The following is a 14,419-nucleotide window of genomic DNA, read 5'->3' on the forward strand; positions in this document are numbered from 1 at the left end:
GGGCGTATTTTGCCCGGTTTTTCTTATAAGTTAGCCATTTAAAGGGGCTACGAAGTGACGCTCCCCCGATCCATCAGCTAGTACCTGTGAATTTGTTTTCGATGAGAAGTGAGCATCCGCTGAGTGGATGAGGAGTTCTCAAAATGTGGTGTTAGACGTAATAAATCGCTTGTTCAGTTGATTATTTCCTGAAAATCATCCATAATAAAGGTATAGTCAAAGTTAGTCAAAGTCAGGGAGGGTGCTACGGTGAGAAATATCTCTGATATTATTGAAAAGTATATTAAAGAAATTCTCGATTCGAATGATATCATCAAGTTGAAGCGAAGTGAATTGGCGGAAAGGTTTCAATGTGTCCCTTCACAGATCAACTATGTTTTAAAGACACGTTTTTCCATTGAGCGTGGTTATGTCGTCGAAAGCAAGCGCGGCGGCGGCGGCTACATTCAAGTGGTCAAAGTGCGCCCGGTTACCGATGCGGAACTGATTGATGAAATGATCGGCCTCATCGGCTATCGGTTAACGCAAAGTATGGCGGAATCGATTGTCATGCATCTGCTTGAGGAAGATGTGCTCAGCGACCGCGAAGCACGATTGATGATGACGGTTATGAATCATACAGCGATTAACATAGATATCCCTCTAAGAGATGAGCTGCGAGCGAATCTTATGAAGGCAATGCTTCGCTCACTCACATACAGCAGATGAGCTTCTGTCTCAGCATTGCAGAATGCTTGAAGGCTTCATCTTGGTAAATACCTTTTTGTTTGGCTATAATAATATACTAAATTAGGAATGAGCAGCAGAACAGCACAGTGAGCTATCCTCGCTCAGCGTTGGCATCTTTTTTCAGTGCAAAGAGGATTTGGCTGCCCTGCTGCCGAATAGTATTAGATACCGGCGTCTTGTGAGTATTCATTAGCTGTTTCATTCCGAAAAACAGGTGGAGAAAGATCAAAATGACCTTTTAATGAATAGTGTACAGGTAAAGGTTTTTTGAAGCCGTATTGATTGACTAAGGCCAGTGAAAGGAAACAGCAACTAAAGGAGGCCACCGTTATGATGTTTGGACGATTTACAGAACGCGCTCAAAAAGTACTCGCGCTTTCACAGGAAGAGGCGATGCGTCTTGGGCATAATAATATTGGAACAGAACATATTCTGCTCGGCCTCGTACGTGAGGGCGACGGTATCGCTGCCAAAGCGTTGCTTGCTTTGAATCTGGATCCTGAAAAAATCCAGAAGGAAGTCGAAGCATTAATCGGCCGAGGCACCGATGAGGTACAGACCCCGCACTACACACCGCGCGCAAAGCGCGTTATTGAACTTTCGATGGATGAGGCAAGAAAAATCGGGCATTCATACGTAGGAACGGAGCATATTCTGCTCGGTCTGATCCGCGAGGGCGAGGGAGTTGCTGCCCGAGTCTTGAATAATCTTGGGGTCAGTTTGAATAAAGCACGTCAACAAGTTCTACAGCTTCTCGGCAGCCATGAAGCGAACTCAGGCAGTGCTCAAGGACGGAATGCATCGCATGCGAGCACGCCGACGCTGGACAGTTTGGCACGTGACTTGACCGCAATGGCCAGTGACGGCTCTCTTGATCCGGTTATCGGACGAAGCAAAGAAATTGAGCGAGTGATTGAAGTCCTCAGCCGCCGTACGAAGAACAACCCTGTTCTGATTGGTGAGCCTGGTGTTGGTAAAACAGCAGTAGCTGAAGGGCTGGCACAAGAAATTGTAAACAATGAAGTCCCGGAAATCCTAAGGGAAAAAAGGGTCATGACTTTAGATATGGGAACCGTTGTCGCCGGTACAAAATATCGCGGCGAGTTTGAAGACCGCTTAAAAAAGGTAATGGACGAAATTCGTCAAGCCGGCAATGTCATTCTGTTTATTGATGAACTGCATACGCTGATTGGCGCAGGCGGTGCGGAAGGAGCGATCGATGCCTCAAATATTTTGAAGCCGTCACTTTCTCGCGGCGAGCTGCAGTGCATCGGTGCCACGACACTTGATGAATACCGTAAGTACATTGAAAAAGACGCGGCTTTGGAAAGACGTTTCCAGCCGATCAAGGTTAAGGAACCAACAAAGGAACAATCCGTTCTGATTTTGAAAGGGCTGCGCGATCGCTATGAAGCGCATCACCGCGTAAAGATTACAGATGAAGCGATCAAAGAGGCGGTTCGCCTGTCCGACCGCTACATTTCGGATCGTTTCCTGCCGGATAAAGCGATTGATTTGATTGATGAGGCAGCGTCGAAAGTTCGGCTGCGTTCCTACACGGCTCCGCCGAACCTAAAGGAAATGGAACAGCATCTTGAGTCGGTTAAAAAAGAAAAAGACTCCGCGGTGCAGAGTCAGGAATTTGAAAAAGCGGCCTCACTTCGTGATCAGGAACAGAAGCTAAAAGAACAGGTTGATCGCTGCAAAAAAGAATGGAAAGAAAAGCAGGGCAAAGAAAATACGCAAGTACTTCCCGATGACGTAGCACTTGTTGTGTCGAACTGGACTGGTATTCCAGTTGTCAAAATGGAGCAAAAAGAAAGCGAACGACTGCTGAACATGGAATCGATTCTACATGAGCGCGTCATCGGACAAAATGAAGCAATCAATGCAATTTCGCATGCGATTCGCCGGGCGCGTGCCGGATTGAAAGATCCGAAACGGCCGATCGGCTCCTTTATTTTCCTCGGGCCAACCGGTGTCGGCAAGACGGAGCTTGCGCGTGCGGTTGCTGAAACACTGTTTGGCGACGAGGAGTCGATCATACGTATCGATATGTCCGAGTACATGGAGAAGCATACAACATCACGGCTCGTTGGATCGCCGCCAGGTTATGTTGGTCATGATGAAGGCGGACAACTTACAGAAAAGGTACGTCAAAAACCTTATTCGGTGATCTTGTTTGACGAAATCGAAAAGGCACACCCGGATGTATTCAATATTCTGCTTCAAGTGCTTGATGACGGACGTTTAACGGATTCAAAGGGCCGGACCGTCGATTTTCGCAACACGGCAATTATTATGACCTCAAATGTTGGCGCAAGCCAATTAAAAAAGAATAAGTATGTTGGCTTCTCAGTGGATGAAGAAGGTCATGAGTATAAGGAAATGAAAGAACGGGTCATGGGCGAACTGAAACGTGCGTTCCGTCCGGAATTCTTAAACCGAATTGATGAAATCATTGTCTTCCATGAATTGAAGAAGGAAGAATTGATGGAAATCGTCACTTTACTTGCCGATCAATTAAGAAATCGACTGTCAAATCAAGGCATACAAATTGACCTGACGGATGCGGCAAAACGACAGATTGTTGAAGAAGGCTACGATCCTGAATACGGCGCGCGTCCGCTGCGCCGGGCATTGCAGCGCAAGGTCGAAGACAAATTGTCCGAAGAGCTGTTGAAGGGCAATATTAAGAAAGGTACGAACGTTGTCATAGATTATCAAGACGGAGAATATTCGGTGAATCAGAAAAAGGAAGAAGCCGTACTGAAATCTTGAGCGTCAGCCAAATCAACGTTTCGTTATGATTTTAAAGAAGCCAAAGTTTTTGATAAAGCCTTGGCTTCTTTAGTTATTTAGAGAAGCTTTTTCAGGTTCAGAATAAAGAAGGGTAAGTGATCCGATGGCAAAAAACAAAACCGTTTATATTTGCCAAGAGTGCGGCTATGAGAGTCCAAAATGGATGGGGAGATGCCCTGGCTGTCAGCAATGGAACACATTGGTTGAGGAGGCCATCAGACCGGCTGCGCCTGGGTTGAGGCAAGGCAGCGGGCCGGTAAGCATGCCTTCCCGGTTGACTGAGGTCGTTCTGGAGGAAGAACCTCGAATTAAGACCGGGATGACTGAGCTGAATCGTGTCCTCGGCGGCGGCGTTGTTCCTGCTTCGCTGACGCTCGTCGGCGGTGATCCCGGGATCGGGAAGTCGACCCTGTTGCTGCAAACCTCCGACCAACTGGCACGAGGCGGGCACCGCGTCCTCTATATTTCCGGTGAGGAATCCGTTCGTCAGACGAAAATGCGGGCAACACGACTCGGAGTCACTTCTGATGCACTTTATGTACTCGCTGAAACCGATATAGGTCAGATTGAGCGTCAAATCGAACAGGTGAATCCGGAAATTATGATCATTGATTCGATTCAGACGATCTATAATTCGCAGCTTTCGTCCGCACCAGGAAGTATTTCCCAAGTCAAGGAGTGCACGGCATATCTGCTTAGACTCGCCAAGCAGCAAGGCATCGCTGTTTTCATTGTCGGGCATGTGACCAAGAATGGCGCTTTGGCAGGACCAAGGACACTTGAGCACATGGTGGACACTGTATTATATTTTGAAGGAGAACGCCATCACACCTTTCGTATCCTTAGGGCGGTTAAAAACCGCTTCGGTTCAACGAATGAAATGGGCGTATTCGAAATGAAGGAAGGCGGACTTGTTGAGGTTGCCAATCCTTCGGAAATTTTTCTGCAAGAACGGGCCAAAGGGGCGGCGGGATCTGCGGTCACAGCCTCCATGGAGGGGACGCGTCCTCTTTTGGTCGAAGTCCAAGCATTAGTCACGCCGACAAGCTTCGGCAATCCGCGCCGTATGGCGGCAGGTCTCGACAATCACCGCATTGCCCTGCTGATGGCCGTGCTGGAAAAACGGGTGGGTCTCTTGCTCCAAAATCAAGACGCATACATCAATGTGGCCGGTGGCGTGAAGCTTGATGAACCGGCAGTGGATCTTGCTGTTGCCATAAGTATTGCTTCCAGTTTTAACAATCGACCGACGAAAGTGACCGATGCATTTGTCGGTGAAATCGGTTTGACCGGTGAGGTTCGACGCGTCTCGCGTATTGATCAACGGATCAACGAAGCATCCAAGCTTGGTTTCTCGCGTATTTTTGTTCCGTCTAAGAATCTTGGCGGTTGGTCCGTACCGGATGGTGTTTCCGTGATCGGCGTCGACTCTCTTGCTCAGGCCATTCAACTCGCCTTGGGGACCGAACGCGAAGCCGCTCCAGAGCCGGATTTTTTCCCATCTGATTTTTAAATATTTGTGAGATTAAGAGAAGAAGCAAGAGGTGCGGCATGAGAAAAAGTGAACATCTTGAAAAAAAGCAAGTTTTGATTTTTGTAATTTGTCTATAATGGGTTGGGGAGGTGAATGGAAATGATAAAACGGGTGATTCAACTATTCTTTGTATTAATTGGCGGTACACTTGGTTTTGTTTATCTACCAAAAATCATTTTTCTATTAAATTTAGGAAGCGGCACTCCGGGATGGCTCAGCTCGCCTTTTGCCGGTATGGTGGTTGGCGGAGTGATCATGGCATTTTTATCCTTTTTGTTTGTGGACTCATTGGTACATCTGATTAAAGCCTTTGAAGATCGGATCATCAAGGCACCGGTCACCGATGTTTTATTTGGTACATTGGGGCTTGGATTAGGCTTAGTGATTGCCTTCTTAATTCAGTTGCCGCTGTCGAGTCTGCCTGGAGGGATTGGTACGATACTGGGAATCTTTATCTATATTTTTCTCGGTTATTTTTTCTTTCAAGTTGGCTTTAAAAAGCGTGACGAGCTGATCAGCCTTTTCCGGTTGCCGTCCAAAACAAAAGATAAGAAGAAAGATCTTTCTGCAGAAAATACGCAAGCTACCGACTATATTCCTTACAAAATTTTTGATACCAGTGTCATTATCGATGGGCGCATTGCCGACATCTGCCAGACGCGTTTTCTTGAAGGGACAATGGTTATCCCGCATTTTGTTCTGGAGGAGCTGCAGCATATTGCCGATTCATCGGATGTGTTGAAGCGAAACCGTGGTCGGCGCGGCTTGGACATTCTGAATAAAATTCAAAAAGATCATTCAATTCACGTTGATCTTTATGAAGGCGACTATGACGATATTACCGAAGTAGACAGCAAGCTTGTTCGTTTGGCTAAAGAAATCGGCGGGATTGTGGTGACAAATGACTTTAATCTGAACAAGGTTTGTGAGTTTCAGAAGGTGCCGGTGCTTAACATCAATGATCTGGCAAATGCAGTAAAACCGGTTGTTCTTCCGGGTGAAGAATTGCGCGTGCAAGTAATTAAGGATGGAAAAGAGCAGAATCAAGGGGTTGGCTACCTTGACGATGGGACAATGATTGTGGTAGAAGAAGGACATAGGTATATAGGCAAGACGATTGACGTCATCATAACCAGTGTTTTGCAAACATCTGCTGGCCGAATGATCTTTGCCAAGCCTAAATTGCTTGAGAAGGCACTCTGAGAAAGCAGATTGCCTTCAATTCGGAGGCCATATCAGATGGACTATCAGGTGGTTGTTCTCGCCGCAGGTCAAGGAAAGCGAATGGGCGCCGACACAAATAAAGTGCTACTCGATTTAGCAGGAGCACCGGTGATTGTGCGGACGCTGCGTGTTTTTGAGACGGATCCCATGTGTTCCGGTATTGTAATCGTTACACGCGCTGATGAAGCGGATCAATTCCGCGCATTAGTCCAACACTATCATTTGGAAAAAGTAAGAGCTTTTGCAGAAGGTGGAAAAGAACGGCAGGAAAGCGTTTGTTCAGGGCTTGAGCGACTGCCTCAAGATCCGGAGATGATTGTTCTGATTCATGACGGTGCACGCCCGTTCATCACGCATGCGTGCATTGCCAAAGCGGTTGAATCAGCTCAGGAATATGGTGCTGCGCTGCTTGCAGTTCCTGTGAAGGATACGATAAAGCAGGCAGCTCATTTAGAAGTTGAGAAAACATTAGAAAGAAAAAGCTTGTGGGCGGCACAAACCCCGCAGGCTTTTCGATTGTCCGTGATCCGAGAAGCACATCAACAGAGTGCTGCTGCACATTTTATGGGTACGGATGACGCGTCATTAGTTGAACGGCTCGGGATGCCTGTTGCTGTGGTTGAAGGAAGTTATCGCAATATCAAGCTGACAACCCCGGAAGACCTGCTGATCGCGCAGCTGTTCATGGAGAGAGAGGAGGAATAACCCATGAGAATTGGTCATGGTTACGATGTTCACCAATTAGCAGAGAATCGCGACTTGATTATCGGCGGTGTCACGATCCCCTACGAACTGGGACTCGTCGGTCATTCGGATGCTGATGTTCTGCTTCATGCGATCAGCGATGCGCTGCTCGGTTCAGTTGCGGAAGGCGATATAGGCAAGCATTTTCCGGATACCGATGAAGCTTATAAAGATGCGGACTCCAAGCAACTGCTCGCAGAAGTCGCCGGTATCGTGCGCGCCAAGGGCTATGCGATCAGCAACGTGGACAGCGTGGTTATTGCCCAGAAACCGAAGCTCGCCCCTTATATTGCCGAGATGTGCCAAGTGATTGCACACGTTTTGAACCTTTCAGAGGATCAGGTTAACGTCAAAGCGACGACAACGGAGAAACTGGGCTTCACCGGCAGAGGGGAAGGCATCGCGGCAGAAGCCATTTGCCTTGTTGAAAAAAGGACAACTGAGGAATAATCCATTAGTATTCGATGGAAAGTATTCGATGGAAATTGCGCCGTTTCTTTTGCTTTTTCATGCATTTGATGAACAACCATTGCATAGAACGTGCTAAAATAAAAGTGAATAACAGAAAGTGGTGAATGCGTTGACAGAAGAAGTCAGGGTACGCTATGCGCCGAGTCCGACAGGCTTTCTGCACATCGGAAATGCGCGTACCGCAATTTTTAATTATCTTTTTGCACGCCATGCCGGCGGCAAATTTATTATTCGTATTGAAGACACTGATCAAAAACGTAACGTTGAGGGCGGGGAAGAAAGTCAGCTTAACTATTTGAAATGGCTCGGCCTTGAATGGGATGAAAGTGTCGATGTCGGCGGAGCATACGGCCCTTACCGCCAAATGGAACGTCTCGATATCTATAAAAAGTATTACGAACAGCTTCTCGAACAAGGACTTGCTTACAAGTGCTACTGCACGCCTGAAGAACTGAAGGCGGAACGCGAAGAGCAGATGGCAAGCGGGCATACACCGGGCTATTCAGGGAAATGCCGTCATCTGACGCCGGAACAAATTGCACAGTACGAAGCTGAAGGCAGAAAACCAACCCTCCGTTTTCGTATTCCTGACGATCAGAAAATTGAGTTTGACGACATTGTCAAAGGTCATCTGGCTTTTGACTCAGATGACGTTACCGATTTTGTGATCGTCAAGCAAAACGGTGTGCCGACCTATAATTTTGCGGTCGTTATTGATGATCATTTGATGAAGATGACGCATGTCCTTCGCGGTGAAGAACACATCTCAAACACACCGAAACAGATCCTCTTGTTCCGGGCCTTTGGCTGGGAGCCGCCGGTCTTCGGTCATATGACCCTAATCGTTAACGAAAATCATAAGAAATTGAGCAAACGCGACAACAGCATCGTTCAGTTTATCGAACAGTATAAGAATCTTGGCTTCCTTCCGGAGGCATTGTTCAACTTCATCACCTTGCTCGGCTGGTCGCCAAAGGGCGAAGAAGAACTATTCTCGCGTGATGAATTTATCAAATTGTTTGATGCCGACCGGTTAAGCAAATCGCCGGCAATGTTTGACAAGTCAAAACTTGAATGGATGAATGGGCAGTATATTAAGAAAATGTCCAAAGAAGACTATGTTGCAATGACACTGCCGTACCTGATTGATGCAGGCTTAGTTCCTGCCGATATGACGGATAAGCAGCGCGAATGGGCGACAAAAGTTGTCCTTTTATATCAGGAACAGCTGCACTATGGTGCAAACATTGTCAACTTGTGCGACATGTTCTTTAATCATGATCTTGTTAAAACGGATTTGACAAAGGACGAGCAGAAGATTCTTGAAGGCGAACAAGTGAAAGATGTCCTGACGGTCTTTGACCGCGAGCTGCGTAATCTTCCGGAATGGACAGCCGAAGCGATTGCGCCGAAGATCAAAGTGACACAAAAGGAAACGAAGCAACGCGGCTGGAAACTGTATATGCCAATTCGCGTGATTGCAACCGGATCGCAGCATGGTCCGGAGCTTCCTGAAGCGCTTGAGTTGCTCGGAAAAGAACTTGTACTCAAACGGCTGGAAACCTATCTTTCATCGGAACAGACCGTTTGAGCTGTTCAGGCAGAAAGCAGCTTCCTGAAGGAGACGTTTTTCCGCAATACGCATAATGTGTTAGTAAACGAACGATGACGAGGTTAAGTAGAGATCTGTGCACCCGGACAGAGAACGCGGCCATAGGCTGGAAGCCGCTCGGGAAGCAGATGATCGAATTGCCCCTCTGAGTGGATCGCCGAAACAGAAAGCAGTAGGCGAAGACGGCAGCCGCCGTTATCGGCACAGAGTGGAGATTATCTCAAACAAAGTGGAACCGCGCCAAAGAGGCGTCTTTGTGTCGACCGGCACAAAGGCGTTTTTTTAATACATGAACGGTTCTGAAAGTATGGAAAGCAGCAAGGAGGCGGATATCTGTGCGCAGCATTATTGCAGAAGATCTGCACAATGTTTTTGACCAAGATCCAGCGGCCAGAAGCAAATGGGAAGTCATTTTAACCTACTCAGGTCTGCACGCGATCTGGACGCACCGCATCGCGCATTGGCTATGGAAGAAGAAACGCTTTTTTCTCGCCCGCGCTTTGTCGCAAGTTTCGCGGTTTTTTACAGGCATTGAAATTCATCCCGGTGCGGTGATCGGCAGACGCTTTTTTATGGATCACGGCATGGGCATCGTGATTGGTGAAACATGCGAGATCGGCGACGATGTGACGCTTTTTCAAGGGGTCACACTCGGGGGTACGGGTAAAGAAAAAGGTAAGCGCCACCCTACGATTGGAAACGATGTTTTAATATCGGCAGGCGCGAAGGTGCTCGGCTCAATCACAATCGGCGATCATTCGAAGATTGGGGCCGGATCAGTTGTTCTGCATAATGTACCGCAGGATTCAACGGTTGTTGGCATCCCAGGACGTGTCGTCCGCCAAAACGGCGTCAAGGTTCATCACCATGATTTAAACCACACAGATCTCCCGGATCCGGTTGCGGATAAAATGCAGCGGCTGGAGCGGCAAATAGAAGCTTTGCAAAACGAAGTTCAGAAATTAAGTGCACTGCAAAAAGAAAAGGAGTGAATGAAATGGGATTAAACGTGTACAACACGCTGACAAGGAAAAAGGAACCCTTTCATCCGATTGAAGAAGGCAAAGTACGAATGTACGTGTGCGGACCGACGGTATACAACTATATTCATATTGGCAACGCACGCCCTGCGGTTGTTTTCGACACGGTTCGCAGGTATTTTGAGTACCAAGGGTATAAAGTTAACTATGTATCCAACTTTACCGATGTCGACGATCGGCTGATTAATGCTTCCAAAGCACGCCATCAATCGGTTCCAGAGATTGCCGAACAGTTTATCAAGGCTTACAAGGAGGACACCGGCGCGCTGAATGTGAAACCGGCAACGGTTCATCCGAGAGCGACGGAAACGATGCCGGAAATCATTGCTTTTATTCATAAACTGGTCGAATCCGGATTCGCCTATGAATCGAACGGTGATGTCTACTTTCGAACGCGTAAGTTCAAGGAATACGGCAAATTATCGCATCAATCGATTGATGACCTAAAGGCGGGAGCGCGGATCCAGATCGGTGAAGACAAGGAAGATCCGCTTGATTTTGCTTTATGGAAGGCAGCGAAGCCAGGAGAAATCAAATGGGCCAGCCCATGGGGCGATGGACGGCCGGGCTGGCATATCGAATGCTCAGCGATGGTTGAAAAGTATTTGGGCAACACCATCGATATTCACGCCGGCGGGACGGATTTGACGTTCCCGCATCACGAAAATGAAATTGCACAGTCCGAATCACTGCATCATCAAACGATGGCGCATTACTGGCTGCATAACGGGCATATTCAGATTAATCATGAGAAAATGTCGAAATCGATTGGTAATGTGATTCTAGTTCATGATCTGATCAAAAAATTTGATCCGCAGGTTGTTCGCTTCTTCATTCTTACCGTCCAGTACCGACACCCGATTAATTTCAGTGATGAATTGTTAAATGACGCGGTGCAGGCCTTCGGACGCCTTAAGACCGCCCATTACAATCTGAGTCACCGATTAAACGGGAGCGAATCGGCAGCAGCAAATGAGACGATTATCGAAAAGTATCGGAACCCGTTTATCGAAGCGATGAATGATGACTTCAACACGGCCAATGCGATTGCTGTCCTCTTTGATGCAGCGCGCGACGCGAACATTGCGCTTCAGAATGAGGCGAGTACCATTGAGCAGCTGCAGGCTTATCTTCAGGTATTGACAGAGCTTCCGGCTGTGCTTGGGCTGACCCTTGAAGACGCAACAGGCAGTATCGTTGATCGTGACGTTGAAGCGTTGATCCAGAAGCGCGAGGAAGCACGCAAAAATAGAGCGTTTGACGTCGCCGATGCCATTCGTGATCAGCTGAAAGATGCAGGAATTATTCTTGAGGATACGCCTCAGGGCGTGCGCTGGAAACGAGGTGCCGTATGAAAGGCGACCAGACCAAAACAGATCCGAAACAGCTCAATAGTCTTGCTCTTGCTTATATGGGCGATGCGGTGATTGAAGTGTACGTTCGCAAAATGCTGATCGATCATTCAGGAAGAACGAAACCTCATGCGCTGCACGCTCAGGCTGTCGATTATGTATCGGCAAAAGCGCAGTGCCGGTTCTTGCATGAACTCATGGATGAAGGGTTTCTTACCGATGACGAATGCAATACGGTGCGACGCGGGCGCAATGCGAAATCGCATTCCGTGCCAAGAAATACGGATGTCCAAACGTATAATTTCAGTACCGGATTCGAAGCGCTGATTGGCACGTTGTTCCTGGAGGGCAAACAAGAGCGGATTGACGCGATTATGGAAAAAATGTTTGAAGATCATCCGGTCGAGGGGAGCGGTCAAAATGAGTGACGAATGGATTATTGGACGTCACCCGGTTTCAGAAGCAGTTCGATCGGGTAGAGAGATAAATAAAGTATGGCTGAATAAAGAAGGACGGGGACTTGGTGATTTGCTGGATTTAATCAAATCGCGCGGAATTGCCTTCCAGTTCGTCCCGAAAAAGAAACTGGATCAGCTATCGAAATCAACCCAGCATCAAGGGGTTGTCGCCTCAATTGCCGCCTACCGATACGCAGAGATTGATGACTTGTTTGCTCTGGCGGTACGTCGCGAGGAACAACCGTTTTTCATGATGTTGGATAATGTTGAAGATCCACATAATCTCGGATCGATTTTGCGAACCGCCGATGCCTCCGGCTGCCATGGGATCATTATTCCAAAACGGCGTTCCGTTGGGTTAACTTCTGTGGTGGCAAAAGCATCAACCGGAGCGATCGAATACGTACCGGTTGCGCGCGTGGCAAACCTAGCCAGCACGATCGATGCGTTGAAGAAACAAGGCGTCTGGTTTGCTGGAACGGCAGCTGATGGAAGCGAGGATTACCGTTCAGCAGATTTCACGATGCCGTTGTGTCTTGTGATCGGAAATGAAGGAGCAGGAATGTCGCAGCTAATACGCAAGAAATGCGATTTTCTGATCCGTCTGCCGATGAAGGGCAAGGTAACTTCGCTGAACGCTTCTGTTGCAGCCAGCCTGCTCATGTACGAAGTGCTTCGGCGCCGTGAAAAGCAAGGATGACGCGCCATGAAAGATATTCTGATTGTCGACGGCTACAATGTTATCGGTGCCTGGACTGAGCTGAAACAAATTCAAAAGGATGACTTTGAGTGTGCACGCGATATGCTGATCGATAAGCTGTCGGAGTATCAATCGGTCACCGGCTGGCAGGTCATACTGATTTTTGATGCCTATCTGCTTCCGGGTAAAGAAACAAAAACCAAGAAATCCAAGATCGATATAATCTATACCAAAAAGAGCGAGAAGGCCGATCAAAAGATTGAGGGGTTGATTAAAAAACTGCAAAATGTGAAGACACGTATTCATGTCGCAACCTCGGATATGGCTGAACAGTGGGCGGTTTTTTCACAAGGCGCGCTGCGAAAACCGTCACGAGAACTCATTGAGGAAATCCGCCAAATTGAGCGGGAAATAAAGAAAAGCACAAGCAATGAACGCAAAGCATCGATCACAAAAATTTATCTTGATGAGGCGACACGTAGAAAATTGGAACAAATGCGCAGAGGTTTCTGAAAATGATTGACGATTTCGAAAATTATAATGTATAATGTTCACACAACAAAAGGCATCTAGTGCTCGGGGGGTTTAAAGATGATTGATAATCCGGTTAAGGCAAATGCAGCTTTTGTTTTACAAAAAGACACAGAACTATTGAAAGCGATTCAAGAGGGAAATAACCAAGCCTTGGAGTATCTCATTTTTAAATATAAAAACTTTGTGCGCGCAAAAGCGAGGGCCTATTTCCTCGTTGGCGCAGATCGAGAAGACATCATTCAAGAGGGCATGATCGGTCTTTTTAAAGCAATTCGCGACTATCGTGGGGACAAGCTGGCTTCGTTTAAGGCGTTTGCAGAACTATGTATCACGCGCCAGATGATTACGGCGGTTAAGACAGCGACGCGTCAAAAGCATATTCCATTAAATTCATACATTTCGCTTGATAAACCGATTTATGATGAGGAATCGGAACGAACGCTGATGGATGTGGTGTGCGAATCAAAGATGAGCAATCCCGAGCAGATGCTGATTAGCCGCGAAGAGTGCGATGATATCGAGGAAAAACTGTCCCAAGTACTCAGTGACTTGGAGCGCAAAGTACTCCGGCAGTATTTGGACGGCAGAACCTATCAGGAAATTTCTGTTGACTTGAAACGTCATGTGAAGTCGATCGACAATGCGCTGCAACGCGTGAAGCGGAAATTAGAACACTGCATGCATGTGGAAGAATTCAGTATTTGAGGACCGCCTCCGAGCCCATGCGCTTGTTGACATGCTATTGTTACTTGTGATAAGTTTGAAGAGTATATGAAGAACGTCAAGAGAGGCGGTTTTACGCCTTTCTTTCTTTTACTTGCAGAAAAGCAGACATCATCTCCGGGCAGGCAAGAGTCGGAGTGAGCGTGCCTGTCCCGATCCCGCACCCTTAAGATTAGTTTAGAAAAGCAAATCCGGGCTTATGACATGTGAGTAATCCGCATCTTGTACTGGACTTGCAAGACATATACAAAACGACGAACACCGAAATAATTTTGATAAGCGGAGGTAGCACCTATGGCGGGCATGATTAAGGGAACTGGAAGATTTTTCCGAGACATTGTCGTTGAATCGAAAAAAGTCACTTGGCCGACAGGAAAAGAATTGTTGAAATACACGGTTACTGTAATTATTACCGTTGTTTTTCTGGCGCTCTTTTTCGTTGTTGTTGATCTTGGAATTTCTGAGCTTCTGCGCGTGATAACAAATCAATGATTGA

At 47.3% G+C, this 14,419-nt stretch carries 14 protein-coding genes and 1 other annotated feature; all 14 genes read left to right on the top strand.

Annotation, left to right across the window (positions count from 1 at the left end):
* The first annotated feature begins 249 nt into the window (after positions 1 to 249).
* The 14 genes from SIN01_RS07070 (at position 250) to secE (ending at position 14,415) form a co-directional block, all read left to right on the top strand.
* Positions 250 to 708 (top strand): CtsR family transcriptional regulator, encoded by a 459-nt coding sequence (locus SIN01_RS07070; protein WP_010024039.1) that lies wholly within the window; start codon positions 250 to 252, stop codon positions 706 to 708.
* 351 nt (positions 709 to 1,059) lie between these two features.
* Positions 1,060 to 3,510, top strand: coding sequence for an ATP-dependent protease ATP-binding subunit ClpC (gene clpC, locus SIN01_RS07075; protein WP_010024040.1), 2,451 nt, complete (start codon positions 1,060 to 1,062; stop codon positions 3,508 to 3,510).
* 124 nt (positions 3,511 to 3,634) lie between these two features.
* Positions 3,635 to 5,044 carry a DNA repair protein RadA gene (gene radA, locus SIN01_RS07080; protein ID WP_010024042.1) on the top strand — a complete coding sequence of 470 codons (1,410 nt, stop codon included), beginning with the start codon at positions 3,635 to 3,637 and terminating at the stop codon, positions 5,042 to 5,044.
* A gap of 120 nt (positions 5,045 to 5,164) precedes the next feature.
* Positions 5,165 to 6,268 carry a PIN/TRAM domain-containing protein gene (locus tag SIN01_RS07085; protein WP_010024044.1) on the top strand — a complete coding sequence of 368 codons (1,104 nt, stop codon included), beginning with the start codon at positions 5,165 to 5,167 and terminating at the stop codon, positions 6,266 to 6,268.
* A gap of 36 nt (positions 6,269 to 6,304) precedes the next feature.
* On the top strand, positions 6,305 to 6,994 hold the full coding sequence (gene ispD / locus SIN01_RS07090) for a 2-C-methyl-D-erythritol 4-phosphate cytidylyltransferase (protein ID WP_010024046.1): 690 nt from the start codon (positions 6,305 to 6,307) through the stop codon (positions 6,992 to 6,994).
* Positions 6,995 to 6,997: 3 nt separating this feature from the next.
* Positions 6,998 to 7,483, top strand: a complete 486-nt coding sequence (gene ispF, locus SIN01_RS07095; protein WP_010024048.1) for a 2-C-methyl-D-erythritol 2,4-cyclodiphosphate synthase — start codon at positions 6,998 to 7,000, stop codon at positions 7,481 to 7,483.
* Between the two features lie 130 nt (positions 7,484 to 7,613).
* Entirely contained in the window at positions 7,614 to 9,095 is a 1,482-nt protein-coding gene (gene gltX / locus SIN01_RS07100; protein WP_010024049.1) for a glutamate--tRNA ligase, read from the top strand.
* Between the two features lie 65 nt (positions 9,096 to 9,160).
* Positions 9,161 to 9,375, top strand: a binding site (T-box leader).
* A gap of 76 nt (positions 9,376 to 9,451) precedes the next feature.
* On the top strand, positions 9,452 to 10,108 hold the full coding sequence (epsC, locus tag SIN01_RS07110) for a serine O-acetyltransferase EpsC (RefSeq protein WP_010024051.1): 657 nt from the start codon (positions 9,452 to 9,454) through the stop codon (positions 10,106 to 10,108).
* Positions 10,109 to 10,113: 5 nt separating this feature from the next.
* Positions 10,114 to 11,511, top strand: a complete 1,398-nt coding sequence (cysS, locus tag SIN01_RS07115; RefSeq protein WP_010024052.1) for a cysteine--tRNA ligase — start codon at positions 10,114 to 10,116, stop codon at positions 11,509 to 11,511.
* Positions 11,508 to 11,936: a Mini-ribonuclease 3 gene (locus tag SIN01_RS07120; RefSeq protein ID WP_010024053.1), complete on the top strand. Its 429-nt coding sequence runs from the start codon at positions 11,508 to 11,510 to the stop codon at positions 11,934 to 11,936. The genes cysS and SIN01_RS07120 overlap by 4 nt, the downstream gene beginning before the upstream one ends.
* Positions 11,929 to 12,666: a 23S rRNA (guanosine(2251)-2'-O)-methyltransferase RlmB gene (gene rlmB, locus SIN01_RS07125; protein ID WP_010024055.1), complete on the top strand. Its 738-nt coding sequence runs from the start codon at positions 11,929 to 11,931 to the stop codon at positions 12,664 to 12,666. Before SIN01_RS07120 ends, rlmB begins: the two co-directional genes overlap by 8 nt.
* A 6-nt stretch (positions 12,667 to 12,672) precedes the next feature.
* Positions 12,673 to 13,179 (top strand): NYN domain-containing protein, encoded by a 507-nt coding sequence (locus SIN01_RS07130; protein ID WP_010024057.1) that lies wholly within the window; start codon positions 12,673 to 12,675, stop codon positions 13,177 to 13,179.
* Between the two features lie 78 nt (positions 13,180 to 13,257).
* Complete coding sequence (gene sigH, locus SIN01_RS07135; RefSeq protein ID WP_010024058.1) at positions 13,258 to 13,905, top strand: RNA polymerase sporulation sigma factor SigH; 648 nt, start codon at positions 13,258 to 13,260, stop codon at positions 13,903 to 13,905.
* A 312-nt stretch (positions 13,906 to 14,217) separates the two neighbouring features.
* Entirely contained in the window at positions 14,218 to 14,415 is a 198-nt protein-coding gene (gene secE / locus SIN01_RS07140; protein ID WP_010024059.1) for a preprotein translocase subunit SecE, read from the top strand.
* Positions 14,416 to 14,419 lie beyond the last annotated feature (4 nt).

The organism is Sporolactobacillus inulinus (assembly GCF_006539285.1).
GTDB lineage: Bacteria > Bacillota > Bacilli > Bacillales > Sporolactobacillaceae > Sporolactobacillus > Sporolactobacillus inulinus.

Bases quoted from the DNA above. Each gene is read 5' to 3' on its own strand.
- rlmB (WP_010024055.1), top strand. From the start codon at position 11,929: ATGAGTGACGAATGGATTATTGGACGTCACCCGGTTTCAGAAGCAGTT.
- SIN01_RS07085 (WP_010024044.1), top strand. From the start codon at position 5,165: ATGATAAAACGGGTGATTCAACTATTCTTTGTATTAATTGGCGGTACA.
- radA (WP_010024042.1), top strand. From the start codon at position 3,635: ATGGCAAAAAACAAAACCGTTTATATTTGCCAAGAGTGCGGCTATGAG.
- ispF (WP_010024048.1), top strand. From the start codon at position 6,998: ATGAGAATTGGTCATGGTTACGATGTTCACCAATTAGCAGAGAATCGC.
- sigH (WP_010024058.1), top strand. From the start codon at position 13,258: ATGATTGATAATCCGGTTAAGGCAAATGCAGCTTTTGTTTTACAAAAA.
- SIN01_RS07130 (WP_010024057.1), top strand. From the start codon at position 12,673: ATGAAAGATATTCTGATTGTCGACGGCTACAATGTTATCGGTGCCTGG.
- clpC (WP_010024040.1), top strand. From the start codon at position 1,060: ATGATGTTTGGACGATTTACAGAACGCGCTCAAAAAGTACTCGCGCTT.
- cysS (WP_010024052.1), top strand. From the start codon at position 10,114: ATGGGATTAAACGTGTACAACACGCTGACAAGGAAAAAGGAACCCTTT.
- secE (WP_010024059.1), top strand. From the start codon at position 14,218: ATGGCGGGCATGATTAAGGGAACTGGAAGATTTTTCCGAGACATTGTC.
- SIN01_RS07120 (WP_010024053.1), top strand. From the start codon at position 11,508: ATGAAAGGCGACCAGACCAAAACAGATCCGAAACAGCTCAATAGTCTT.
- ispD (WP_010024046.1), top strand. From the start codon at position 6,305: ATGGACTATCAGGTGGTTGTTCTCGCCGCAGGTCAAGGAAAGCGAATG.